Source organism: Aquipuribacter nitratireducens (assembly GCF_037860835.1).
Lineage (GTDB): Bacteria > Actinomycetota > Actinomycetes > Actinomycetales > JBBAYJ01 > Aquipuribacter > Aquipuribacter nitratireducens.
This window is the reverse complement of record NZ_JBBEOG010000011.1, coordinates 78,980-100,163: the sequence shown is the minus strand read 5'-3', so window position 1 is coordinate 100,163 and position 21,184 is coordinate 78,980. Positions and strand designations below refer to the sequence as shown.

Annotated in this window: 20 protein-coding genes and 1 pseudogene; 13 read left to right on the top strand and 8 right to left on the bottom strand. The window is 75.6% G+C overall.

The window, feature by feature from the left end:
• Positions 1-162: 162 nt before the first annotated feature.
• Complete coding sequence (gene aceE / locus WAB14_RS16810; protein ID WP_340271505.1) at positions 163-2,892, top strand: pyruvate dehydrogenase (acetyl-transferring), homodimeric type; 2,730 nt, start codon at positions 163-165, stop codon at positions 2,890-2,892.
• 122 nt (positions 2,893-3,014) lie between these two features.
• Here aceE and WAB14_RS16805 read toward each other — a convergent pair whose 3' ends face one another.
• Complete coding sequence (locus tag WAB14_RS16805) at positions 3,015-3,689, bottom strand: hypothetical protein (protein WP_340271490.1); 675 nt, start codon at positions 3,687-3,689, stop codon at positions 3,015-3,017.
• A 132-nt stretch (positions 3,690-3,821) separates the two neighbouring features.
• On the opposite strand from WAB14_RS16805, the gene WAB14_RS16800 reads away from it, so the two are divergent.
• From WAB14_RS16800 to WAB14_RS16770, 7 genes are all read left to right on the top strand, one after another.
• On the top strand, positions 3,822-5,009 hold the full coding sequence (locus tag WAB14_RS16800; protein WP_340271489.1) for a PucR family transcriptional regulator: 1,188 nt from the start codon (positions 3,822-3,824) through the stop codon (positions 5,007-5,009).
• A 79-nt stretch (positions 5,010-5,088) separates the two neighbouring features.
• The gene (locus WAB14_RS16795) at positions 5,089-6,288 is read left to right on the top strand and encodes an acyltransferase domain-containing protein (RefSeq protein ID WP_340271488.1); all 1,200 of its coding nucleotides are present in this window, start codon (positions 5,089-5,091) and stop codon (positions 6,286-6,288) included.
• Positions 6,285-7,370, top strand: coding sequence for a beta-ketoacyl-ACP synthase III (locus WAB14_RS16790; protein ID WP_340271487.1), 1,086 nt, complete (start codon positions 6,285-6,287; stop codon positions 7,368-7,370). Before WAB14_RS16795 ends, WAB14_RS16790 begins: the two co-directional genes overlap by 4 nt.
• 71 nt (positions 7,371-7,441) lie before the next feature.
• Positions 7,442-7,687, top strand: coding sequence for an acyl carrier protein (locus WAB14_RS16785; protein ID WP_340271486.1), 246 nt, complete (start codon positions 7,442-7,444; stop codon positions 7,685-7,687).
• Positions 7,688-7,767: 80 nt separating this feature from the next.
• Positions 7,768-9,021 carry a beta-ketoacyl-ACP synthase II gene (gene fabF / locus WAB14_RS16780; protein WP_340271485.1) on the top strand — a complete coding sequence of 418 codons (1,254 nt, stop codon included), beginning with the start codon at positions 7,768-7,770 and terminating at the stop codon, positions 9,019-9,021.
• Positions 9,018-10,448, top strand: a complete 1,431-nt coding sequence (locus WAB14_RS16775; RefSeq protein ID WP_377002391.1) for an acyl-CoA carboxylase subunit beta — start codon at positions 9,018-9,020, stop codon at positions 10,446-10,448. The genes fabF and WAB14_RS16775 overlap by 4 nt, the downstream gene beginning before the upstream one ends.
• 5 nt (positions 10,449-10,453) lie before the next feature.
• Positions 10,454-11,044 carry a GNAT family N-acetyltransferase gene (locus tag WAB14_RS16770; RefSeq protein ID WP_340271484.1) on the top strand — a complete coding sequence of 197 codons (591 nt, stop codon included), beginning with the start codon at positions 10,454-10,456 and terminating at the stop codon, positions 11,042-11,044.
• 56 nt (positions 11,045-11,100) lie between these two features.
• Here the strand turns inward: WAB14_RS16770 and WAB14_RS16765 are convergent, their stop codons facing one another.
• The 3 genes from WAB14_RS16765 to WAB14_RS16755 form a co-directional block, all read right to left on the bottom strand.
• On the bottom strand, positions 11,101-11,628 hold the full coding sequence (locus tag WAB14_RS16765) for a YbaK/EbsC family protein (RefSeq protein ID WP_340271483.1): 528 nt from the start codon (positions 11,626-11,628) through the stop codon (positions 11,101-11,103).
• Between the two features lie 11 nt (positions 11,629-11,639).
• The gene (locus tag WAB14_RS16760) at positions 11,640-12,377 is read right to left on the bottom strand and encodes a hypothetical protein (RefSeq protein WP_340271482.1); all 738 of its coding nucleotides are present in this window, start codon (positions 12,375-12,377) and stop codon (positions 11,640-11,642) included.
• 84 nt (positions 12,378-12,461) lie between these two features.
• A complete protein-coding gene (locus WAB14_RS16755) occupies positions 12,462-12,956 on the bottom strand; it encodes a DUF3145 domain-containing protein (protein ID WP_340271481.1) in 495 nt (164 codons plus the stop codon).
• Positions 12,957-13,195: 239 nt separating this feature from the next.
• Here WAB14_RS16755 and WAB14_RS16750 point away from each other — a divergent pair, with 239 nt between their 5' ends.
• From WAB14_RS16750 to WAB14_RS16740, 3 genes are read left to right on the top strand one after another with little or no spacing between them, the layout of a single operon-like run.
• Positions 13,196-13,621, top strand: a complete 426-nt coding sequence (locus WAB14_RS16750) for a hypothetical protein (RefSeq protein ID WP_340271480.1) — start codon at positions 13,196-13,198, stop codon at positions 13,619-13,621.
• Positions 13,622-13,681: 60 nt separating this feature from the next.
• Positions 13,682-14,986: a hypothetical protein gene (locus WAB14_RS16745; RefSeq protein WP_340271479.1), complete on the top strand. Its 1,305-nt coding sequence runs from the start codon at positions 13,682-13,684 to the stop codon at positions 14,984-14,986.
• Positions 14,983-15,642 carry a hypothetical protein gene (locus WAB14_RS16740; RefSeq protein ID WP_340271478.1) on the top strand — a complete coding sequence of 220 codons (660 nt, stop codon included), beginning with the start codon at positions 14,983-14,985 and terminating at the stop codon, positions 15,640-15,642. The genes WAB14_RS16745 and WAB14_RS16740 overlap by 4 nt, the downstream gene beginning before the upstream one ends.
• 297 nt (positions 15,643-15,939) lie before the next feature.
• Here the strand turns inward: WAB14_RS16740 and WAB14_RS16735 are convergent, their stop codons facing one another.
• Entirely contained in the window at positions 15,940-16,959 is a 1,020-nt protein-coding gene (locus tag WAB14_RS16735; RefSeq protein WP_340271477.1) for an agmatinase family protein, read from the bottom strand.
• A 24-nt stretch (positions 16,960-16,983) separates the two neighbouring features.
• Here WAB14_RS16735 and WAB14_RS16730 point away from each other — a divergent pair, with 24 nt between their 5' ends.
• Entirely contained in the window at positions 16,984-18,306 is a 1,323-nt protein-coding gene (locus WAB14_RS16730) for an APC family permease (protein ID WP_340271476.1), read from the top strand.
• Between the two features lie 7 nt (positions 18,307-18,313).
• On the opposite strand, the pseudogene WAB14_RS16725 reads toward WAB14_RS16730, so the two are convergent.
• Positions 18,314-18,736 (bottom strand): annotated as a pseudogene (locus WAB14_RS16725) (winged helix-turn-helix transcriptional regulator); the annotation flags it as partial.
• 99 nt (positions 18,737-18,835) lie between these two features.
• On the opposite strand from WAB14_RS16725, the gene WAB14_RS16720 reads away from it, so the two are divergent.
• Positions 18,836-20,056, top strand: coding sequence for a trans-sulfuration enzyme family protein (locus WAB14_RS16720; RefSeq protein ID WP_340271475.1), 1,221 nt, complete (start codon positions 18,836-18,838; stop codon positions 20,054-20,056).
• A 6-nt stretch (positions 20,057-20,062) separates the two neighbouring features.
• On the opposite strand, the gene WAB14_RS16715 is transcribed toward WAB14_RS16720, so the two are convergent.
• Together WAB14_RS16715 and WAB14_RS16710 are read right to left on the bottom strand one after the other, a co-directional pair.
• Positions 20,063-20,698, bottom strand: coding sequence for an OmpA family protein (locus tag WAB14_RS16715; protein ID WP_340271474.1), 636 nt, complete (start codon positions 20,696-20,698; stop codon positions 20,063-20,065).
• Positions 20,695-20,934 (bottom strand): hypothetical protein, encoded by a 240-nt coding sequence (locus WAB14_RS16710; RefSeq protein ID WP_340271473.1) that lies wholly within the window; start codon positions 20,932-20,934, stop codon positions 20,695-20,697. The genes WAB14_RS16715 and WAB14_RS16710 overlap by 4 nt, the downstream gene beginning before the upstream one ends.
• Between the last annotated feature and the right edge of the window lie 250 nt (positions 20,935-21,184).

Here is a 21,184-nt window from a genome sequence, read left to right as displayed (position 1 = left end):
GCACCGACCCCTGCTGTTGGTCCGCCCCGCGCGAAGGGCCAGGATGGGGTGCGGGACGCGTGCCGGAGACCCCTGCCCGCGGCCCCGCACGCCCTCGGCGAGGGTGTGCAGGACGACGGCAGACGACGCTGTGGAGGAACCGTGGCCAACGACGACGCACCGATGCTGGACGGCCTGCTCGCCCAGCTGCCGGACGTCGACCCCGAGGAGACGGCGGAGTGGCGGCAGTCGCTCGCGGCCGCGGTCGAGGCCGGCGGCAAGGAGCGCGCGCGCTACCTCATGCTGCAGCTGCTCCAGGCGGCGCGCGAGCAGCACCTCGGGGTGCCGAGCCTCACCGCGACGGACTACGTCAACACGATCCCGCCGGAGAGCGAGCCCCTGTTCCCCGGCGACGAGGAGACGGAGCGGCGCTACCGCCGCTGGATCCGGTGGAACGCCGCCGTCATGGTGCACCGCGCGCAGGCGCCGGGCATCGGCGTCGGTGGCCACATCTCGACGTACGCCTCCTCGGCGACCCTCTACGAGGTCGGCTTCAACCACTTCTGGAAGGGTCGCGACCACGAGAGCGGCGGCGACCACGTCTTCATCCAGGGCCACGCCTCCCCCGGCGTGTACGCACGCGCCTACCTCGAGGGCCGTCTCTCCGAGGAGCAGCTCGACGGCTTCCGGCAGGAGAAGTCCTCGCCCGTCGGCGGCACGTCGAGCTACCCGCACCCGCGGCTCATGCCGGAGTTCTGGGAGTTCCCGACGGTCTCCATGGGCCTGGGACCCCTCAACGCCATCTACCAGGCGAGCTTCGACAAGTACCTGCACGCGCGGGGCATCACCGACACCTCGCAGCAGCACACGTGGGCGTTCCTCGGCGACGGCGAGATGGACGAGCCCGAGAGCCGGGGCCTGCTGCAGGTGGCGGCGTCGGAGGGCCTCGACAACCTCACGTTCGTCATCAACTGCAACCTCCAGCGCCTCGACGGGCCGGTGCGCGGCAACGGCAAGATCATCCAGGAGCTCGAGTCGTTCTTCCGCGGCGCGGGCTGGAACGTCATCAAGGTCGTGTGGGGCCGGGACTGGGACCCACTGCTCGCGAAGGACCGCGAGGGCGCGCTGGTGCGCCTCATGAACGACACGCTCGACGGCGACTACCAGACGTACCGGGCGGAGAACGGCGCGTTCATCCGCGAGCACTTCTTCAACCGCGACCCGCGGACCAAGAAGCTCGTCGAGGACAAGTCCGACGCCGACATCTGGAACCTGCGTCGCGGCGGGCACGACTACCGCAAGGTCTTCGCCGCGTACAAGGCGGCGACGGAGCACACGGGCCAGCCGACCGTCATCCTCGCGAAGACCGTCAAGGGCTGGGGTCTCGGCACGAACTTCGCCGGGCGCAACGCGACGCACCAGATGAAGAAGCTCGCGCTCGACGACCTCAAGAACTTCCGCGACGGGCTCCGGATCCCGGTCTCCGACGAGCAGCTCGAGGCCGACCCGTACCACCCGCCGTACTACCGGCCGGAGGACGGCGACGAGACGCTGGAGTACCTGCGCGAGCGCCGCCGCGTGCTCGGCGGCGGGCTCCCGTCGCGCAAGGGCTCCCGCGGGCCCATGAAGCTGCCGTCCGACGACGCCTACGCCGTCGCCAAGCGCGGCTCCGGCAAGCAGAACGTCGCGACGACGATGGGCTTCGTCCGCCTCCTGCGCGACCTCATGCGCGACAAGGAGTTCGGCAGCCGGGTCGTGCCGATCATCCCCGACGAGGCCCGCACCTTCGGCATGGACTCGTTCTTCCCGACGGCGAAGATCTACAACCCGAAGGGCCAGCGCTACGTCTCGGTCGACCGCGACCTCATGCTGTCGTACAAGGAGGCGAAGGACGGGCAGATCCTCCACGTCGGCATCAACGAGGCCGGCTCGCTCGGCGCCTTCACCGCGGCCGGCTCGTCGTACTCCACGCACGGCGAGCCGATGGTGCCGATCTACATCTTCTACTCGATGTTCGGCTTCCAGCGGACCGGCGACTCGATGTGGGCGGCCGCGGACCAGCTGTGCCGCGGCTTCTTCCTCGGCGCCACCGCCGGCCGGACCACGCTGACCGGTGAGGGCCTGCAGCACAACGACGGGCACTCCCCGCTGCTCGCCTCGACGAACCCGGCGGTCGTGTCGTACGACCCGGCGTACGTGTACGAGATCGGCCACATCGTCAAGGACGGCCTCGAGCGCATGTACGGCGACCGCGGGCCCGAGGGCCGCGGCGAGGACGTCATGTACTACCTCACCGTCTACAACGAGCCGTACGTGCAGCCGAAGGAGCCCGAGGACCTCGACGTCGAGGGCGTGCTCAAGGGCATGTACCGGCTGCGCGGCGGCGAGGGCGACGGGCCCCGGGTCCAGCTGCTCGCCTCGGGTGTCGCGGTGCCGTGGGCGCTGGAGGCCGCCGACCTGCTCCGCGAGGACTGGGGGGTCGTCGCCGACGTGTGGTCGGTGACGAGCTGGTCGGAGCTGCGCCGCGTACGCCTCGCCGCCGACGCCGAGGCGTACGCGGACCCGGGCGCGGAGCGGCGCACGCCGTACGTCGCGCAGCGCCTCGCCGACGCGCCGGGCCCCGTGGTCGCGGTGAGCGACTACATGCGCGCCGTGCCGGACCAGATCGCGCAGTACGTGCCGGACCCCACGCGGTTCCGCTCCCTCGGCACCGACGGGTTCGGCTTCTCCGACACCCGCGCGGCCGCCCGGCGGTTCTTCCACGTCGACGGTCCGAGCGTCGCCGCGCAGGCGCTGGCCTCGCTGGCCGCGCGCGGTGAGGTCGACGGGGACGTCGTCCGGCAGGCGCACGAGAAGTACGCCCTCGACGACGTCAACGCCGGCACGACGGGCAACGCCGGCGGCGACGCCTGAGGGACGTGTTCGCGGCGACTGGGACGTCCTAGCGGTGACTGGGACGTCTTCGGGCTCGGGAGACCTGCTGAACCCCGAAGACGTCCCTGTCGCAGGTGTGGCGTCGCGCGGACGCCCCGCGCTCAGCTGCGGCGGGCGCGCTCCGCAGCGGTGACGGCCCGCTCGAGGTCGCGACGCATCGCCGCGACGCCCGTGGCGTCGGGGTGCTCGCCGAGGGCGTCGAGGTGACGACGGGCCTCGGCGAGGCGGTGGGCGTCGACGGCGGCCGACACCATCTCGCGGCCCGCGCCGAGGGGGTGCTCGGTGGGGCGCCAGTGGCCCATGCCGAGCGCGAGGGCGCCGTCGTGGTCGCCGGCCTGGCGCAGCAGGACGAGCGCCTGCACGAGCGCCGTGCCGGAGGGGTCGCGTTCCGCGGCTACCCCGAGCCGGCGCAGCGCCGCCTCGCGGTCGTCGTGCAGCGACAGCCGCGCGAGCTCGATGAGCGGGTACCACGAGCGGTGGTCGTGGGCGAGCTCCTCCGCGAGGGCCCACACGGCGTCGGCCTGCGCGCGCTCGGGGTCGCCGCCCGCGTGCCCCTCGGCGGCGCGACGCCGGACGACGGCGGCGAGCTCGGCGAAGCGGACCTCGTCGTTCGGGTCCTCCTTGAGCAGCTGGTGGAGCCGCTCCTCGTCGACCGACTCGTGGACGGAGGAGACGTGCTCCTCGGTGGTCGCGGTCCCGCGAGCACCGGTGGCGCCGTCGGCGCCGCCCTGCCCTCGGCGTCGCAGACGGTCCCGCCAGGTGCGTAGCCCAGCCACGTGACACTCCCCTCGTGGTCGTCCCGCCACAGTATCGAAGGCACCGGCCGACGCCTCACCGCCGCGGGGCGCGCGGTCGCCGCACGGCCCCGGATACCGTGGGCGGGTGGTGACCCGGCGGCGGGGTCGACGGTGACCCTCGACGAGGCCCCCGTCCTGCTGGGCGAGGGGTCGCTGCGGGCCCTGGAGTGGGCGAGCTCCACGATCTCGGGCAAGGCGCTGGCCCGGATGGACGCCGAGCTGCCGTGGTTCCCGTCGCTGCCGCCGGAGGCCCGCGCGTCGGTCGGCATGGTCGCGCAGTCCGGCGTCGCGGGGTTCGTCCGGTGGTGCCGGGCGGGGGCACCCGTGGGGCCGAGTCTCCGCGGCATCGACCTGTTCGGCGCCGCACCGCGGGAGCTCACCCGGCTCATCAGCCTCCACCAGACCGTCACGCTGGTCCGGCTCGCGATCGACACGTCCGAACGGCTGCTCGAGGACACCCTCGAGGACCCCGAGGAGCTGACCCGGGCGCGGGTGCTGCTGCTGCGCTACGCCCGCGAGGTCGCCTTCGCCGCCGCGGAGGTCTACGCGCGCGCCGCCGAGACCCGCGGGGCGTGGGACGCCCGCCTCGAGGCCCTCGTCGTGGACGCGCTCGTGCGCGGTGAGGCCGACGAGTCGCTCGCGTCGCAGGCCTCGGCGCTGTCGTGGCCCGTCGAGGCACCGACCACCGTCGCCGTCGCCCCGGGCGACCCCGGCCCGGCCGCGCACGTGCTGCGCAGGGTGGCCCGGGCCCACGACACCGAGCTCCTCGTCGGGCACCAGGCCGACAGGCTCGTGCTCGTCCTCGGTGGCGCCGCGGACCCGATGACGGTCGTCACCGCGATGCTCGAGCACATCGGGGACGGTCCGGTCGTCGTGGGCCCGACCCGCGCGGGCCTGCCCACGGCCCCGCGCTCGGCGCGCGCCGCGCTCGCGGGCGCCACCGCCGCGCGCGCGTGGGTCGGCGTGCCGCGGCCCGTGCTCGCCTCCGCCCTCCTCCCGGAGCGGGTCCTCGCGGGGGACGTGGCGGCACGCCGGGCGCTCGTCGACCTCGTCCACGCCCCGCTCGTCGCCGCCGGCAACGACCTGCTCGCGACCGTCCAGGCCTACGTCGACAGCGGCGGGGCGATGGAGGCGACGGCGCGGGCGCTGTTCGTCCACGCCAACACCGTCCGGTACCGGCTCACGCGGGTCGAGCAGCTGACCGGCCTCCTCGCGACGGACCCCCGGGAGCGCTGGACGCTGCAGATGGGCCTCGCGCTCGGCCGTCTCGCCGGCCCGCCCCGCACCAGCCGTTTGTAGGACTCCTACAGACAACGCCGAGGATTGTCGTGGGCGCCGCAGGCCCGTGGCGGGCCCCGCGTGCGACAGTGTGGCGCCCGTGCTGATCGTCGTGTGCCCCGGACAGGGGTCGCAGACCCCCGGCTTCCTCGCCCCCTGGCTGGAGCTGCCCGGCTTCGAGGAGAGGCTGCGGTGGCTGTCCGCCGTCGCGGGCCTCGACCTCGTCGCGCACGGCACGACGTCCGACGCCGACACCATCCGCGACACCGCCGTCGCGCAGCCCCTCATCGTCGGCGCCGGGCTCGTGTCGCTGCTCGAGCTGTTCCCCCACCCCTCCGACGCCTTCCGCCTCACGGCCGCCGGCGCCGGGCACTCGGTCGGGGAAGTCACCGCCGCGGCGGGCGCCGGGGTCATGACCGCCGAGCAAGCGATGGTGTTCGTCCGCGAACGCGGTCGGGCCATGGCCGAGGCCAGCGCCGTCCGCCCCACCGGCATGAGCGCGGTCCTCGGCGGCGACGCCGACGAGGTCGAGGCGGTCCTCGCCCGGCACGGCCTCACCGCCGCCAACCGCAACGGCGCCGGCCAGGTCGTCGCGGCCGGGACCCTCGAGCAGCTCGACGTCCTGCGCGAGGACCCGCCCGCGAAGGCGCGCGTCGTCCCGCTGCAGGTCGCCGGCGCCTTCCACACCGAACACATGGCACCCGCTGTCGACGTGCTGACGGGCTACGCCCGCGCCATCACCACCCACGACCCCCGCAGCCGCCTGGTCTCCAACGCGGACGGCACGGTCGTCCACGACGGGCGGGTCGTCCTCGAGCGACTCGTCCAGCAGGTCGCGCGACCGGTGCGCTGGGACCTGTGCATGGAGACCTTCCGCGACCTCGGCGTCACCGGCGTCGTCGAGGTCCCGCCCGCCGGCACCCTGTCGAACCTCGCCAAGCGCGCGCTGCCCGGTGTCGAGGTCGTCGCGCTCAAGACCCCGGACGACCTGCCGGCCGCTCGGGCCCTCGTCGCCGAGCACGGCGGGCAGACGAGCCCGCTCGCCGTCAGCCCCACGTGGCGGCTCGTCGTGAGCCCCGCCAAGGGGCTCGTGAGCGTCGGCGACCACCCGGAGGGCGCGACCGTCGGACCCGGCAGCGTCGTCGCGCGCGTCGAGGGCCTGCGCGACTCCTACGACGTCACCGCGCCCCACGGCGGCACCGTCGTGGAGTGGATCGTCCACGACGGCGACCCCGTCTCGCCCGGCCAGCCGCTCGTCCGGCTGCACCCCACCACCAGCGGCAGCGGAGGCATGGCATGAGCCGGGACACGAGCAACGACACGAGCAACGACACGAGCAACGACACGAGCAGCGGCACGAGCACCCGGCCGGGCCGCCTCGCCCCGCCCGTCGGCGCGGGCCACGCCCGCGTCCTCGGCGTCGGCGCGTACCGCCCGGAGCGCGTCATCACGAACGAGGAGGTGTGCACGTGGATCGACTCCTCCGACGAGTGGATCCGCGAGCGCTCCGGCATCGTCGAGCGGCGCTGGGCCCGCCCCGACGAGGGCGTCGTCGAGATGTCGCTGCCCGCGGCGCGGGCGGCGCTGGACCAGGCCGGGCTCGCACCCGCCGACGTCGACGCCATCATCATGGCGACGGTCACGTGGCCCTACGCGACCCCGTCGGCCGCCGCGGTGCTCGCCGAGCGGCTCGGGGCCACGCCCGCCGCCGCCTTCGACCTGTCCGCCGCGTGCGCGGGGTTCTGCCACGGCGTGGCGCTGGCCAACGACATGGTCCGCGGCGGCAGCGCACGCCACGTGCTCGTCATCGGTGTCGAGAAGCTCTCCGACTTCACCGACATCCACGACCGCGGGACCGCGTTCCTGTTCGGTGACGGCGCCGGCGCCGTCGTGGTCGGCCCCTCGGACCGCCCCGGCATCGGCCCGACCGTCTGGGGCTCGGACGGCGCCCAGTGGCAGGCCATCATGCAGAAGCAGTCGTGGCTCGACCTCAAGGCCGAGGACGGCCGGCACGTCGAGGGCGAGTTCCCCGCCCTCGTCATGGCGGGCCAGACGGTGTTCCGCTGGGCCGTGTGGCAGATGGCGCCCGTCGCGCAGAAGGCGCTCGACGCCGCCGGCGTCGCCATCGACGACCTCGACGTCTTCGTGCCGCACCAGGCGAACGTCCGCATCATCGACGCGATGGTGAAGCAGCTCGGCCTGCCCGAGCACGTGCCGGTGGCGCGCGACATCGCGTTCTCCGGCAACACCTCCGCCGCGAGCATCCCGCTCGCCCTCCAGCGGATGCTCGACGAGGGCGTCGCGAAGAGCGGCGACCTCGCGCTCCTCATCGGCTTCGGCGCCGGGCTGGTGTACGCCGCCCAGGTCGTCGAGCTGCCCTGACCGGGCGGCACGCAGCACCACCCGCACGACCCGAACGTCCCGGCACCACCCACCCCCACCAGGAGGAACCCATGGCCAGCGAGCAGGAGATCCTGAGCGGTCTCGCCGAGATCGTCAACGAGGAGACCGGCCTGCCGACCGACGCGGTCGAGATGGACAAGTCGTTCACCGACGACCTCGACATCGACTCGCTCTCGATGATGACGATCGTCGTCAACGCGGAGGAGAAGTTCGGCATCCGCATCCCGGACGAGGACGTGAAGAACCTCGCCACGGTGCGCGACGCCGTCAACTACATCGCGCAGGCGCAGGGCTGAGCCCCACGGCCTGACGGCGCGGGCCGGGAGCCCCCGGCCCGCGCCCCCACACCCCGCTCCCCCGCACACCAGGAGACAGCATGAGCACCGACATCAGCGTGGTCGTCACCGGCCTGGGCGCCACGACGCCCATCGGTGGTGACGCCACGAGCACGTGGGAGGCCGCGCTCAAGGGCACCTCCGGGGCGGCGACGTTCACGGGTCCGTGGGTCGACGACTTCGACCTCCCGGTCACCTTCGGGGCGCAGCTCGCCGTGCCGCCGGGCGAGGTCCTGGAGAAGGTGCAGATCCGCCGGCTCGACCCCAGCTCGCAGTACGCGCTCATCGCGTCGAAGGAGGCGTGGGCCGACGCCGGCAGCCCCGAGGTCGAGCGCACCCGCCTCGGCGTGTGCATGGCCAGCGGCATCGGCGGGCTGTGGACCCTCCTCGACAGCTGGGACACGATGAAGGCGAAGGGCCCCCGCCGGGTGTTCCCCCTCGCGATCCCCATGCTCATGCCCAACGCGCCCGCCGCGACCGTCAGTCTCGAGCTGGGGGCCCGGGCGGGCGCCCACACCCCGGTGAGCGCGTGCGCGTCCGGTGCCGAGGCCATCGCGATGGGCCTGGAGATGATCCGCTCCGGGCGGGCCGACGTCGTCGTGTGCGGGGGCACCGAGGCGGTGGTCCACCCGCTGCCCGTGGCGGCGTTCGCCGCCATGCAGGCGCTGTCGACCCGCAACGACACCCCCGAGACCGCGTCACGGCCCTACGACTCCTCCCGGGACGGTTTCGTGCTCGGCGAGGGCGCGGGCGCCGTCGTGCTGGAGTCCGAGGCCCACGCCCGGGCCCGCGGGGCCACGATCCACGCCCGCCTGCTCGGCGCCGGGATGTCGAGCGACGCCCACCACATCGCGGCCCCCGAGCCGGAGGGCATGGGCGCCTCCCGCGCCGTCGAGCTCGCCCTCGCCGACGGCGGCCTCACCCCTGCCGACGTCGACCACGTCAACGCGCACGCGACCTCCACGCCCGTCGGTGACGTCGCGGAGGCCCGCGCCATCCGGCTCGCGCTCGGCGCCGACGCCGACCACGTCGCGGTCTCCGGCACGAAGTCGATGACGGGGCACCTGCTCGGCGCCGCGGGCGCCGTCGAGGCCGTGTTCGCCATCTCGGCGGTGCGGGAGAGACTCGCGCCGCCGACCATCAACATCTCCGACCTCGACCCGGACGTCGACCTCGACGTCGTACGCGACGAGCCCCGGACGCTCGGGGACGGCACCCGCCCCGTGGTCGCCCTCAACAACTCCTTCGGCTTCGGCGGCCACAACGTCGCCCTCGCGTTCGGGAGCGCGTCGTGACCGCCACGGCGGCCGGGGCGACCGGCACCGACGGCCTGCAGGTGGAGGTCGACCCGCGCGACCCCGTGCTGCGGCTGCAGACCTTCGCCGACCCCGGCAGCGTCGAGCTGCTCACCGAGCAGGACGACTCCGGCATGCTCGCCGCCCGCGTCCGCGTCGACGGCGCCCCCGCGGTCGTCTTCGTCTCCGACGCCCGCGTCATGGGCGGCGCGATGGGCGAGGCCGGCTGCAAGGTCATCCTCACCGCGTACGAGCGGGCGCTCGCCGACTCCGTGCCGGTGGTCGGCCTGTGGCACTCCGGCGGGGCGCGTCTCGCCGAGGGCGTCGTGAGCCTCCACGCCGTCGGCGAGGTCTTCGCGATCATGACGCGGGCGTCGGGCAAGGTCCCGCAGATCAGCGTCGTCATCGGCGCCGCGGCCGGCGGCGCCGCGTACGGCCCCGCCCTCACCGACGTCGTCGTCCTCGGTCCCGACGGGCGCGTCTTCGTCACCGGGCCGGACGTCGTCCGCAGCGTCACCGGCGAGCGGGTCGACGCCCTCCGCCTCGGCGGACCCGAGCCGCACGGCCGTCGCTCGGGCGTCGTCCACGTCGTCACGGAGACGACGGAGGAGGCCTACGCGCGCGGCCGCGACCTCGTCACGCTGCTCGGCCGGCCGGCGAGCGTCGACCCGGCGAAGGTGAAGGACCGCGACCTCGGCCGGCACCTGCCGGAGAACGTCAAGCGCGCCTACGACGTCCACCCGATCGTCGAGGACCTCCTCGACACCGACGGGGAGCACCTCGAGCTGCACCCGCGGTGGGCGCCGAACGTCGTGACGACCCTCGGTCGCCTCGGCGGCGGCACCGTCGGGGTCATCGCCAACAACCCGATGCGCCTCGGCGGCTGCCTCGACTCCAGCTCCGCGGAGAAGGCGGCCCGGTTCGTGCGGATGTGCGACGCGTTCGGCATCCCGCTCGTCGTGCTCGTCGACGTGCCCGGCTACCTGCCGGGCGTCGGGCAGGAGTGGGACGGCGTCGTCCGTCGCGGCGCCAAGCTGCTCCACGCGTTCGGCGAGGCCGTCGTGCCGCGGGTCACCCTCGTGACGCGCAAGGCGTACGGCGGGGCGTACATCGCGATGAACTCCCGCGCGCTCGGCGCCACGAAGGTGCTGGCGTGGCCGACCGGCGAGGTCGCCGTCATGGGGGCCGTCGCCGCCGTGAGGATCCTCCACCGCCGCCGGCTCGCCGAGGTCCCGGACGACGCCCGCGCCCAGGTCGAGCTCGAGCTCGCCGCCGAGCACGAGCGGCTCGCGGGCGGCATCCCGCGCGCCATGGAGATCGGGGTCGTCGACGAGGTCGTGCCGACGGCGTCGACCCGGTCGGCGCTGGCGCGCGCGGTCGCGGAGGCTCCGGCGCGGCGCGGTCAGCACGGCAACATCCCGCTCTGAGCCCGGTGGCGGCGGTCCCGGTCCGGCGGACCGAGCGTCTCGTGCTGCGTGGGTTCACCGACGCCGACCGGGATCCGTTCGCCGCGCTCAACGCCGACCCGGAGGTGATGGAGCACTTCCCGGCGCCGTACGACCGGCAGCGCTCCGACGCCTTCGTCGACCGGGTCCTCGCGCGCTGGGCCGAGCGGCAGTACGGCCTGTGGGCGCTCGAGCGGTCGGACACCGGCGAGTTCATCGGATACACCGGCTTGTGGCCGGCGGAGTTCGAAGCCCCCTTCACCCCGGCCGTCGAGGTGGGGTGGCGGCTGGCCCGCGCGCACTGGGGGCAGGGGTTCGCCACCGAGGCGGCGCTGGAGTCGCTCCGCTACGGCTTCGACGACCTCGGGCTCGACGAGATCGTGTCGTTCACCGCGCGGACGAACGAGCGGTCGTGGCGGGTGATGGAACGGATCGGCCTGCGACGCGACGCCGCCGGGGACTTCGAGCACCCGTCGGTCCCGCTCGGGCACCGGGTGCGCCCGCACGTGCTGTACCGGCTGCGCCGGGAGGACTGGGCGCGACACCAACGACTCCCTCGGAGTCGTAGGAACGCCTGACGGGCCCGATCCACGACAGCAACGACTCCCTCGGAGCCCAGGAACGCCGGCGCCCGTCAGCGCCCCAGGTCGGTGACCACCTCTGCACCGGGCAGGTCGGCGAGCACCGCACCGGGCACCACGAGCTTCGAGCGGCGCAGCCCCGAGCCGACGACGACCCACGGCTGCGCGACGACGGCGGCGTCGACGAGCAGCAACCAGCCCGCGGGCAGACCCACCGGGGTGATGCCGCCGTACTCCATGCCCGTCTGCTCGACGGCGTCCGCCATCGGCGCGAACGACGCCTTGCGGGCGTCCAGGCGCTTTCGCACGACCCCGTTGACGTCGGCCCGGGTGGTGGCGAGGACGACGCAGGCCGCGTAGCGGGTCACCTCCCCGCGTCGGCCCGCGACGACGACGCAGTTGGCGGACACCTCGAGACCGACGTCGTAGGCCTCGCAGAAGGCGGCCGTGTCGGCGAGGTCGGGGTCGATCGGCGCGACGAGGAGCCGGTCCCGGGGCAGCGCGTGCGCCGCGGCGGCGACGGGCTCGGCGAGGAGGTCGGTGCGGTCGAGGGCCGGGGCGGTGTCGAGGGTGCCGAGCACGGGACCCGACGCTACCGACCCGGACGGTGAGCCGGGGGCACCGGACGCGGGGGGAGGAACAGGAGCACGACAGCCGTGAGGAACACCGGCAGCGAGGCGAGGAAGCCGACGACGCTGAACAGGCCGCCGACGACCCCCGCGACCCCGGCCAGCACCGCGGCGGCCCGGCGCCGCAGCTGCGCCGCCCACCACAGGGCGAGCGCCGCCCCACCGACCACCATCACGGCGAGCTGCACCGCGCCCGCCTGCCGGATCCGTTCGAGGTCCTCCGGGGTCTCCTTGCTCGGGAACAGCGTGAACGCCTGCCCGGCCCACCAGCCGCCGAGCACGAGGAGTCCGACGAGGACCGCGACGGCCGCGAGGCGGACGAGCAGCCAGCCCGGCATCCGGTCGAGCGACGGCGGCCGGGCAGGAGGCCGGACCGACCCGGGCGGCGGGTCCCCCACCCGGGCGGCGACGAGCGCCGCGACGACCCAGCAGGACGCGAACCCGAGGGAGCTGAGCACGCCTCCGCTCCCGCCCGTCCCGAGGGCCGCGGCGCCGGCTGTCAGCGGGAGCAGGAGCACCCCGGCGAGGGCGAGGAGCGCGCCGGGCGTCGGGCTGCGGCCGGCGCGCGCCCACAGCACCCCCGTCACGAGGAGGAGGACGGCGAGGGCCTCGACGAGGACGAACGTCGCGACCGCGAGGGCGCCACCGTCACCGCCGGGCAGACCGTCACCGAGACCCAGCACGACCGCCAGAACCCCCACCGCGACGCACGAGAGCGTGAGCGGGCGCCGGGCGCGGCCCCACACCCCGCCCGCCGCCGCGGGACGCGACCCCCCGGTCAGGCCTCAGCCCACCCGGTGCAGCCAGCGCACCTGGGCGTCGTCGCCGGCGTGGCGGAACGGCTCGAGCTCACGGTCCCAGGCCGAGCCGAGGGCGAGCTCGAGCCGGTGGCGGACCTCGACGGGGTCTCCCGACTCCAGGGCCGTGCGGATGCGGTCCTCGGGCACGACGGTGTTGCCGTGCACGTCCATGACGGCGTGGAAGAGGCCGAGGTCCGGCACGTGGCTGAACCGGGCCCCGTCGCAGCCGCGGCTCGGCTCCTCGGTGACCTCGTACCGCAGCTCCGCCCAACCCCGCAGGGCGCTCGCGAGCAGCGCCCCCGTGCCCTGCTCGCCCTGCCACGACAGCTCGGTGCGGAACAGGCCGGGGCCGAGCGGCTGCGGCGCCCAGTCGAGGTCGACGCGCATACCGAGGACGCGCCCGGTGGCCCACTCCACATGCGGGCACACGGCGCGTGCAGCGGAGTGCACGTACAGCACACCGCGGGTGACGACAGGCATGGTCTCTCCTCCACGTCCGAGGGTCGTCTTCCCCAACGGCCTCGTCCGTGTCGCACACCGTGCCCGGTCGAGCACAGTCTGGCCCAGGAGGCGCGCCGGTGCCACCCCCGACGCGCCGCACATCCGGGGTCAAGCGGACGCCGCCGCGTGCCGATACCCCGCACGACCCCGGACCGCTCCCCTGCCGGCCCGGGCGCACGCCACCCGCGGGTGGACGCATCCAGGCACGGAGGTTCGACATGGACGGCGCCGAGCTGCTCGCCGCGCAGGCGTACGACGACGGCGTGATCTCGGAGGTCATCCGACCGGCCGCGGTCGTCCCGGAGGGCGCGGCGCGCGCGATCCTCGTCGAGCTCAGCCTCGGCGACGTGAGCAGCGGCGGCCTGTGGCACAGCACCACGACCATGTGGTCGCGCTACGACAGGCCGTGGAGCGGCTCCCCCGACAGCACCGGCGCCGAGCTCATCGGCAACGTCCAGGTCGCGTACGGCACGCCGACGAAGTACGAGATCACCTTGTACCGCGTCACGGTGACGAAGTTCGGGCAGGAGCACGGCTGGTCCGTGGAGCTGCTGAGCGACGAGGCGCTCGGCTACGGCGGCCTCACGCTCGCCGAGTGCCCCCGGGCCGCGCTCAGTGCGCCGCCCAAGCCGTTCCGGTACTGAGCCGGAAGGGCGATACTCGCTCGCGTGCCCGTCCCGGGCGCGAGGAGCGGAGGTGAGGACGTGAGCGCACCCGTGTGGCTGTCCCTGGCAGCGCACGCGGTGGGCGGGGTCGACTGGCAGGCCGCGCTGCGCCGCACGGGGATGCCGTACCGGCACCCGGCCGCGCAGCCGACGCGCAGCGCCGCCGCCGTGGGTGGTGCGCTCGCCGGGAGCCTCGCGGCCAGCACGTGCGCGGCGGCCGCGCTCGTCGCGGTCGCGGGCGTGCCCGCCGGTGCGCTCCGGCACGTGCTCGCGCCCGCCGCGGCCGGGGTGGCCGCGCCGTTCCCGGTGCTCGGCGTGCCGGTGGCCGCGTGGGCGGAGACCGCGTGCGCCCGCCGCGCCGGGGCGGCCGGCACCACGCCACGCCCGCCCGCGCTGCGCGCCGCCCTCGCGACCGTCGCGTTCGGGGCCGTGCACGCGGGGATCCACCAGCTCGTCCGGGGGCTGCTCGACGCCGCCCTCCCCGTCCCGGAGCCGTCGCGTCCCGTCGAGCCCTCGACCGGTCTCAACGTGCCGGGCCCGGACGTCGAGGCCGGTGAGTCCGCGGACGGCTTCGTCGTCTACCTCGACGGGGTCGGCCGCTGCGAGGCGCGCACGACGCCCGTCGGCCGGGCGCTCGCCGCCGCGGTGTCCGACCGCCTGCCGCGCTGGCACGTCGTGCTGTCGGTGATGCCGAGCGACGTCACGCAGGAGCCGGCGTGGCGGCGACCCGTGACGGGACCGCTGTGGCGTCGGCTGCACCGCTCCGACGGGCGCTGGCTCGTGGCGCGCGGGGTCTGGGAGGCCGTCGTCGCGCTCGACCCCCGCTACCGCGACCGGCTCGCCGAGGCCCACACGACCGCGGTCGTCGACCACCTCGTCGCCGCCGGCTACCGCCGCGGCGGCGGGACCCCCGTGGTCCTCGTCGGGCTCAGCGGGGGCGCGCAGACGGCGCTGCGCTCGGCCTCCGAGGTCGCCCGGGCGCTGGGCGGCGCGCCCGTCGACGTCGTGACGTTCGGGGCGTTCGCCGACGGGTCCGCCGACCTGCACGGCGTGCGGCGGGTGCATGCCGTCGTGTCGTGGGGGGACCCGGCGGAGCTGCTCCCCGTCCTGCTGTTCCCCTCGCGGTGGACCGCGCTCGGCGTCGGCGCCTGGCACCGCGCGAAGCGGGAGGGTCGGGTGGTCGTGCGTCGGCACGACTTCGCGACGCACATCGGTCCGCGCGGCTACTTCAGTGCGACCGCGACGACCCCGGACGGCCGCACCCGGCTCGCGCAGGCCGCCGACCTCGTCGCGTCCGCCGCCAGGGAGCTCTCGCGCGGGTCGCGCAGCAGGGTGGTGCGGTGACCCACCGTCCCCGCCGGCCGGCCCCGCTGTCGCCCGCGGCCGTCAACGCCCTGTCCGACAGCGACCCCGCCGAGCGCCTGGAGGCGGCGCACGCCAGCGCCCACGCGGTCGTCGCCCGGCTGCGCGACGGCTCCGACCCCGAGGCGGGTGCCCGCATGGCCGCCGCCGTCGACACCGACGAGGGGCTCGACGCCGCGGCCCGGCTGTGGGCGGTCGCGGCGCCCGTGTCGCTGCCCGGCGGACTGTGGCGGCTGCTCGCACTGCGGGCCGGCGTGCGCCGCGCACCGGCGCAGGCGGCCCGCGAGTTCGACGCCGGCCGCTCCCGGCTACCCGTGTCGGAGGTCGTCGCGGGCGTCGCCCAGCCCCCCGGCCCCGACGAGGTGTCCGCCATGGTCGACGCGGTCCTCCTGGGGGTGGGCGCCGGCGACCTCGACGTGACGTTCGAGCGGGCCGCCGCGTTCGCACGGGTCTGCTCGGTGGGGCGGGCCGTGCTGGCCGACCGGCGGCACGACGACGAGGCGCGCGAGGACTCCGTCGAGGCCCTCGACGCCGAGCTGGACGCCGCGCGGCTCACCCGGTCGGCGTCCGCGCTCGTGCAGACGGCCGAGCACCTGGAGGCGTGCGCGCGCCGGTGGCGGCGCAACGACCTCGACTAGGGCTGGGCGCCCTCCATCGGGCGGAGGGGCGGGTGCCGGACCGGAAGCGCCTCTCGGCGTGTGGCCGCTCGTAGCGGCAAATGATGGAGCCCGGGGCTTTCGCGGCCCGACACCCGCACGTCCACCGTAACGGACTCCCCGGGGTGGGTGTTCCCCGACGACCGCCCTCACCCGCGCGGCGTCCGCGTCCACAACCGCTGTGCCGCTGGGGCCATAGCGCCGGATCGGCCGTCTCGGCGTCTACGTCCCCTGCGGGACAGGGGTTGTGGCGGCGCCCGGGTTGTGGCGTCGCCCGGCTCAGCGGCCGTCGAGCAGCGGTGCGGACGGCGAGGGGAACGTCTCGCCCGCGGCCTCGCGACGCCGCCGGGCCATGGCCGACACCGCCTCGAGGACGACCCGGTTGCCGAGGGCGGCGGTGATGTCGGCGTGGTCGTACGGCGGGCTCACCTCGACGACGTCCATCCCGACGACCGGGAGCTCCCAGCAGATCCGTCGTACGGCGTCGAGGAGCTGGCGGGCGGTGAGCCCGCCGGGCTCGGGGGTGCCCGTGCCGGGCGCGTGACCGGGGTCGGCGACGTCGATGTCGACGGACAGGAACACCCCGTCGCAGCCGTCGGTCGCGATGCCGAACGCCTCGTCGAGGCAGGCGTCGAGGCCGCGGTCGACCACCTCCGTCATCTCGTAGGAGCGCATCCGCCGCTCGGCCATCCACGCGAGCGTCTCAGGGCCCGGCCAGTAGCCGCGCAGGCCGATCTGCAGGAACCGGTCACCCCGCAGCGCGCCGGACTCGATGAGGCGCCGCATCGGCTGGCCGTGGCCCCACAGCGAGCCGAACTCGATGTCGCCGGTGTCGGCGTGCGCGTCGAAGTGGAGCATCGACACGCGCCCCTCCCCGTGGACGTCCGCCGTGCCCCGCCCGGTCGCGTACGTGATGGAGTGGTCGCCGCCGAGGACGACGGGCACCGCGCCGGAGCGCGCCACGGCCGCGACCGCCCCGCGGAGGCGCTGCAGGCTCGTCTCGATGTCCCCCGGCGGCATCTCGACGTCCCCCGCGTCGCGCACGTCGAGGTCCCGCAGCCCGTCGACGCGCAGCGCGAGGCTCGGCCGGGAGCCGTCGTGCCCGAGGTAGTCGGTGGTCCGCAGGGCCTGCGGCCCGAAGCGGGTGCCGGGCCGGTGCGACGTGCCGCCGTCGAACGGCGCCCCGAGCACCACGACGTCCGCCCCGCTCATCGACCCCGGGTCCTGCCAGTCGCAGCGGGGCACACCGAGGAACGTGACGTCCGGGCCGAACTGCGCGCCGTAGCGGGTCGGGCTCATGGCCGGAGAATAGGGTCGGGCCACGTGAGCGGTGGACCCGCCCTGGCGCGCCGGCTCGGGCTCGGCGACGCCGTCGCCCTCGGCCTGGGCTCGATGCTCGGCGCGGGCGTGTTCGCCGTGTGGGGCCCGGCCTCCGCTGCCGCCGGAGGGGCGGTCCTCGTCGCGCTCGTGCTCGCGGCGACGGTCGCCGTGTGCAACGCCACGTCGTCCGCGCAGCTGGCCGCGCAGTACCCGACGTCCGGCGGGACGTACGTCTACGGCCGCGAGCGCCTCGGCGCGTGGCCCGGCTTCCTCGCGGGCTGGGGGTTCGTCGTCGGCAAGACCGCGAGCTGTGCGGCCATGGCGCTCACGGTCGCCGCCTACACGGTCCCGGCGCCGTGGCAGCGGCCCGCCGCGGTCGCCGTCGTCCTCCTCGCCGGGGCGCTCGGCTACCGAGGCATCACCCGCACCGCGCGCGCGACGCGCGTGGTCCTCGTCGTCGTCCTCGGCTGCCTCGCCGTCGGGCTGCTCGCTGCGCTCACCGGCACGCGGAGCGCCGCGGGACTCGGCCCGCAGCTCGAACAGGGGTGGGGCGAGCACGGCGCGTACGGGGTGCTGCAGGCCGCCGGACTGCTGTTCTTCGCGTTCGCGGGGTACGCGAGGGTCGCGACGCTCGGCGAGGAGGTCCGGGACCCGGCCCGCACCATCCCGCGCGCCGTCCTCCTCGCGCTCGCGACCGCCGCCGCGGTGTACGCGGCCGTCGCCCTGACGCTGCTCGCCACGCTCGGGGCGGACGCCACCGCCGCGGCGGTGTCCCCGCTCGCGGACGCGGTCGCCGCCGGTCGCGTGCCGGGCGCGGCGGTCGTCGTCGGCGTGGGGGCCGCCGCGGCTTCCTTCGGTGCGCTGCTGGCGCTCCTCGCCGGCGTGTCCCGCACGACCCTCGCGATGGCCCGGGGGCACGACCTGCCGCGCCGGCTCGGGGTCGTCCACCCCGTGCACCAGGTGCCGCACCGCGCAGAGGCGGTCGTCGTCGTGGCCGTCGCGGCCCTCGCCGCCACGGGCGACCTGCGGTGGTCGATCGGGCTGTCGTCGACGGGGGTCCTCGTGTACTACCTCGTCGCGAACCTCAGCGCGTGGACGCAGACGGCACCGCACCGCCGCTACCCGCGGGTGCTCCAGGCGCTCGGCGCGCTGCTGTGCGTCGCGCTCGTCGCGGCCCTGCCCCTCACGAGCCTGCTGGCCGGGATCGCCGTGCTGCTGGCCGGGGTGCTGTACCGCGCGGTGGTGCTGCGGGCACGGCGCCGGGGCCGCGCCGCTCCTCGAACACCAGGTGCGTCTCCACCTGGCGCACCGCCGGGTGGCCCGTGACGTGCTCGAGGACGAGGTCGCGGAGGTGCTGCGCGTCCTGGACGACGACGTCGACGAGGAAGTCGTCCTCGCCCGCGAGGTGGAGCACACGCAGGACGCCCGGCACCCGGACGAGGTGGTCGTAGATCGCGGCGACGTGCGCGCGGTCGTGGGTGCCGAGGCGCACCTTCACGACGGCCTGTAGGGGACAGCCGAGCGCTGCGGGGTCGACGTCCGCGACGACCCGCCGGACGACGCCGCGTTCGACGAGGCTCCGCAGCCGCACCGCGCACGTGGACTCCGCGACACCCGCGCGGGCGGCGAGGGCCGCGCCGGTGGCCCGACCGTCCTCGACGAGACCGGCGAGGATCGCGAGGTCGGTGCCGTCGAGCGCGTCCGCGCCCCGGGACGGGGCGCCGGGCCGCAGGTCCTTCGGTCGCGGTGGCGACACGCTCGCTCCTTTCGTGGATCCTTCGCCGAGGACCGCTTTCACGCGTGTCTTCTGCGCACAGGGTGCCGTGGACCGCAGGGTCTGCGAAATCCTGGCCGCATGACAGCGTCGTCGCAGCCCTTCCCCGGCCTCCACCCGGACTCCCTCGCCGTCCACGCGGGCCGCGACGACCTCGGCGAGCTCGGGGTGCACGCCCCGCCGCTCGACCTGTCCTCCACGTACCCGCTGCCAGACGTGGACGCCGGGGGCGCCTCGTACGAGGCCATGGCGGGTGGCGGTCCTCCCGTGCCCGAGGGCGGCCACGTGTACCAGCGGCTGTGGAACCCCACGGTCGCCCGCTTCGAGGAGGCGCTCGCCCGCCTCGAGCACGCGGAGTCGGCGGTGGCCTTCGCCTCCGGCATGGCCGCCCTGTCCGCGACCGTCCTCGCGCTGACGACCGGCAGCGGTCGCCGTCACGTCGTCGCCGTCCGGCCCCTGTACGGCGGGAGCGACCACCTGCTCGCCACCGGCCTGCTCGGCACCGAGGTCACGTTCTGCTCGGCGCACGAGGTCGCGGGTGCGGTCCGCCCCGACACGGCGATGGTGCTGGCGGAGACCCCGGCGAACCCCACGCTCGACCTCGTCGACATCGCCGCGCTCGTGCGCGACTCCGGCACGGTGCCGGTCGTCGTCGACGGCACCTTCGCCACGCCCGTCCTGCAGAACCCGCTCGACCACGGCGCCGCCATGGTCCTCCACAGCGCGACGAAGTACCTCGGTGGCCACGGCGACGTCGTCGGGGGCGTCGTCGCGTGCAGCGAGGAGCACGCGGCCGGGCTGCGGCGGGTCCGGGCCGTGACCGGCGGGCTGCTCCACCCGCTCGGCGCCTACCTGCTGCACCGCGGGCTGGCGACGCTCCCGGTGCGGGTCCGGGCGCAGCAGGCCGGCGCCCTCGCGGTGGTCGAGGCGGCCGTCGACCACCCGGCGGTCGCCCGAGTGCACTCCCCCGCTCTCGACACGACCGGCGTCGTCGCGCGGCAGATGCACGGCCCCGGGGCGATGCTCGCGCTCGAGCTGCACGGCGGGCTCGCCGCCGCGTCGGGGTTCATCGCCGCGCTCCGGCTGTTCACGCACGCGGTGTCGCTCGGCGGGGTCGACTCGCTCGTCCAGCACCCGGCCGCCCTCACGCACCGCCCCGTCGAGGCGGGCGCCAGGCCCGGCGACGGGATCGTGCGGCTGTCGGTCGGTCTCGAGCACCCTGGCGACCTCGTCGCCGACGTCCGCCAGGCGCTCGATGCCGTCCTGCTCCGGGCCCGGGAGCCCGCCGTCAGCGCGTCGTGAGGGACCTCACGGCCCGACCGCGACCGTCGCGACCCGGCCGTCCTCCGGCGCACCGGGCGCGGCGGCGCCTCCCGCGTCGGCGCTGACCTGCCGCTCCGGCACGCCGAGCGAGACGAGCACGGCGGCGACCTCCTGCGCCCGTGCCAGCGACGGCTGCTCCTCGAGGACCTCGTCGCCGCTCGGCTCGGCGTATCCCGTCACGACGAGACCCACCTGGCCGTCGGTCGCGCCGGGTGTGTCACCCACGAGCTGCCGCAGGGCCGCGACGCCCGCCTCGGAGGGCGCGACCTCGCCGACGCCGAAGGTCACCACGAGGGGGTCGGAGGCCGGCGGGGAGGGCGTGTCGGGCGAGGATGCGAGGTCCGTCGGGGCGGTCGACGGCCCGCTCGCGACGTCCGGGTCGGCGGTGGTCGCGACCGCTGACGGCGCCTCGTCCTCGCCCTGGTCCTCGACCTGGTCGGCGGTCGGCGTGGCCGACCCCGCGGGTGCCGCCGTGCCCGCCGAGGCCGGACCGGCGAGCAGCTCCGGCAGCTCCTGCACGAGGAGGAGGCCGGGGAGCCCGACGACGGCGACGAGGACCACCGGCCAGGCGCGACGCTCCCGCGGCAGGTGGTAGCGGATCGGCCACCCGCGCCGGTTCACGCGCCGGGCCGCTGCGCCCGCTCGGGCGTCTCGTGGGCCTCACGGAGGTCGATGACCGACGGGGCGGCCGCCGCCTCGCGGGCTGCGGTCTCGCGCTCCAGGCGCGCCTCGGCCAACGACTCGGCCTGCTCCCGCGTGAGGCGGGCGACGACGAACCGCCGCCCCCACCACAACCAGCCGACGAGGAGACCGAGCCCGAAGGTCGCGACGGACACCACGACGTCGATGCCGCCCATCGCCACCTCCTCGACGCGCGACCCCGGATGATCACGCCCCGTGATGATGGGCCAGTCGGGTGCGGGGCGCCAACTCGATGCGCCGGCTGGAGGACCTCACCGTCTCTCCTGCTCACAGGCGGTACGTGCTGCGTCACGTTCCGAGGCGGTCCCGCGCGTCGGGGCCATCCGGGATGGTGCGCGGCGACGTAGCGTCACATGATGGGCCGGCATCCGCCGGCCGTACCACCACACGTGACCCCGAGGAGAC

What these genes read in the sequence shown, in the direction of transcription:
- aceE (WP_340271505.1), top strand. Translation starts at nt 163, where the DNA reads ATGCTGGACGGCCTGCTCGCCCAGCTGCCGGACGTCGACCCCGAGGAG.
- WAB14_RS16790 (WP_340271487.1), top strand. Translation starts at nt 6,285, where the DNA reads ATGAGCCGGGACACGAGCAACGACACGAGCAACGACACGAGCAACGAC.
- WAB14_RS16785 (WP_340271486.1), top strand. Translation starts at nt 7,442, where the DNA reads ATGGCCAGCGAGCAGGAGATCCTGAGCGGTCTCGCCGAGATCGTCAAC.
- fabF (WP_340271485.1), top strand. Translation starts at nt 7,768, where the DNA reads ATGAGCACCGACATCAGCGTGGTCGTCACCGGCCTGGGCGCCACGACG.
- WAB14_RS16755 (WP_340271481.1), bottom strand. Translation starts at nt 12,956, where the DNA reads ATGCCTGTCGTCACCCGCGGTGTGCTGTACGTGCACTCCGCTGCACGC.
- WAB14_RS16750 (WP_340271480.1), top strand. Translation starts at nt 13,196, where the DNA reads ATGGACGGCGCCGAGCTGCTCGCCGCGCAGGCGTACGACGACGGCGTG.
- WAB14_RS16735 (WP_340271477.1), bottom strand. Translation starts at nt 16,959, where the DNA reads ATGAGCCCGACCCGCTACGGCGCGCAGTTCGGCCCGGACGTCACGTTC.
- WAB14_RS16720 (WP_340271475.1), top strand. Translation starts at nt 18,836, where the DNA reads ATGACAGCGTCGTCGCAGCCCTTCCCCGGCCTCCACCCGGACTCCCTC.
- WAB14_RS16710 (WP_340271473.1), bottom strand. Translation starts at nt 20,934, where the DNA reads ATGGGCGGCATCGACGTCGTGGTGTCCGTCGCGACCTTCGGGCTCGGT.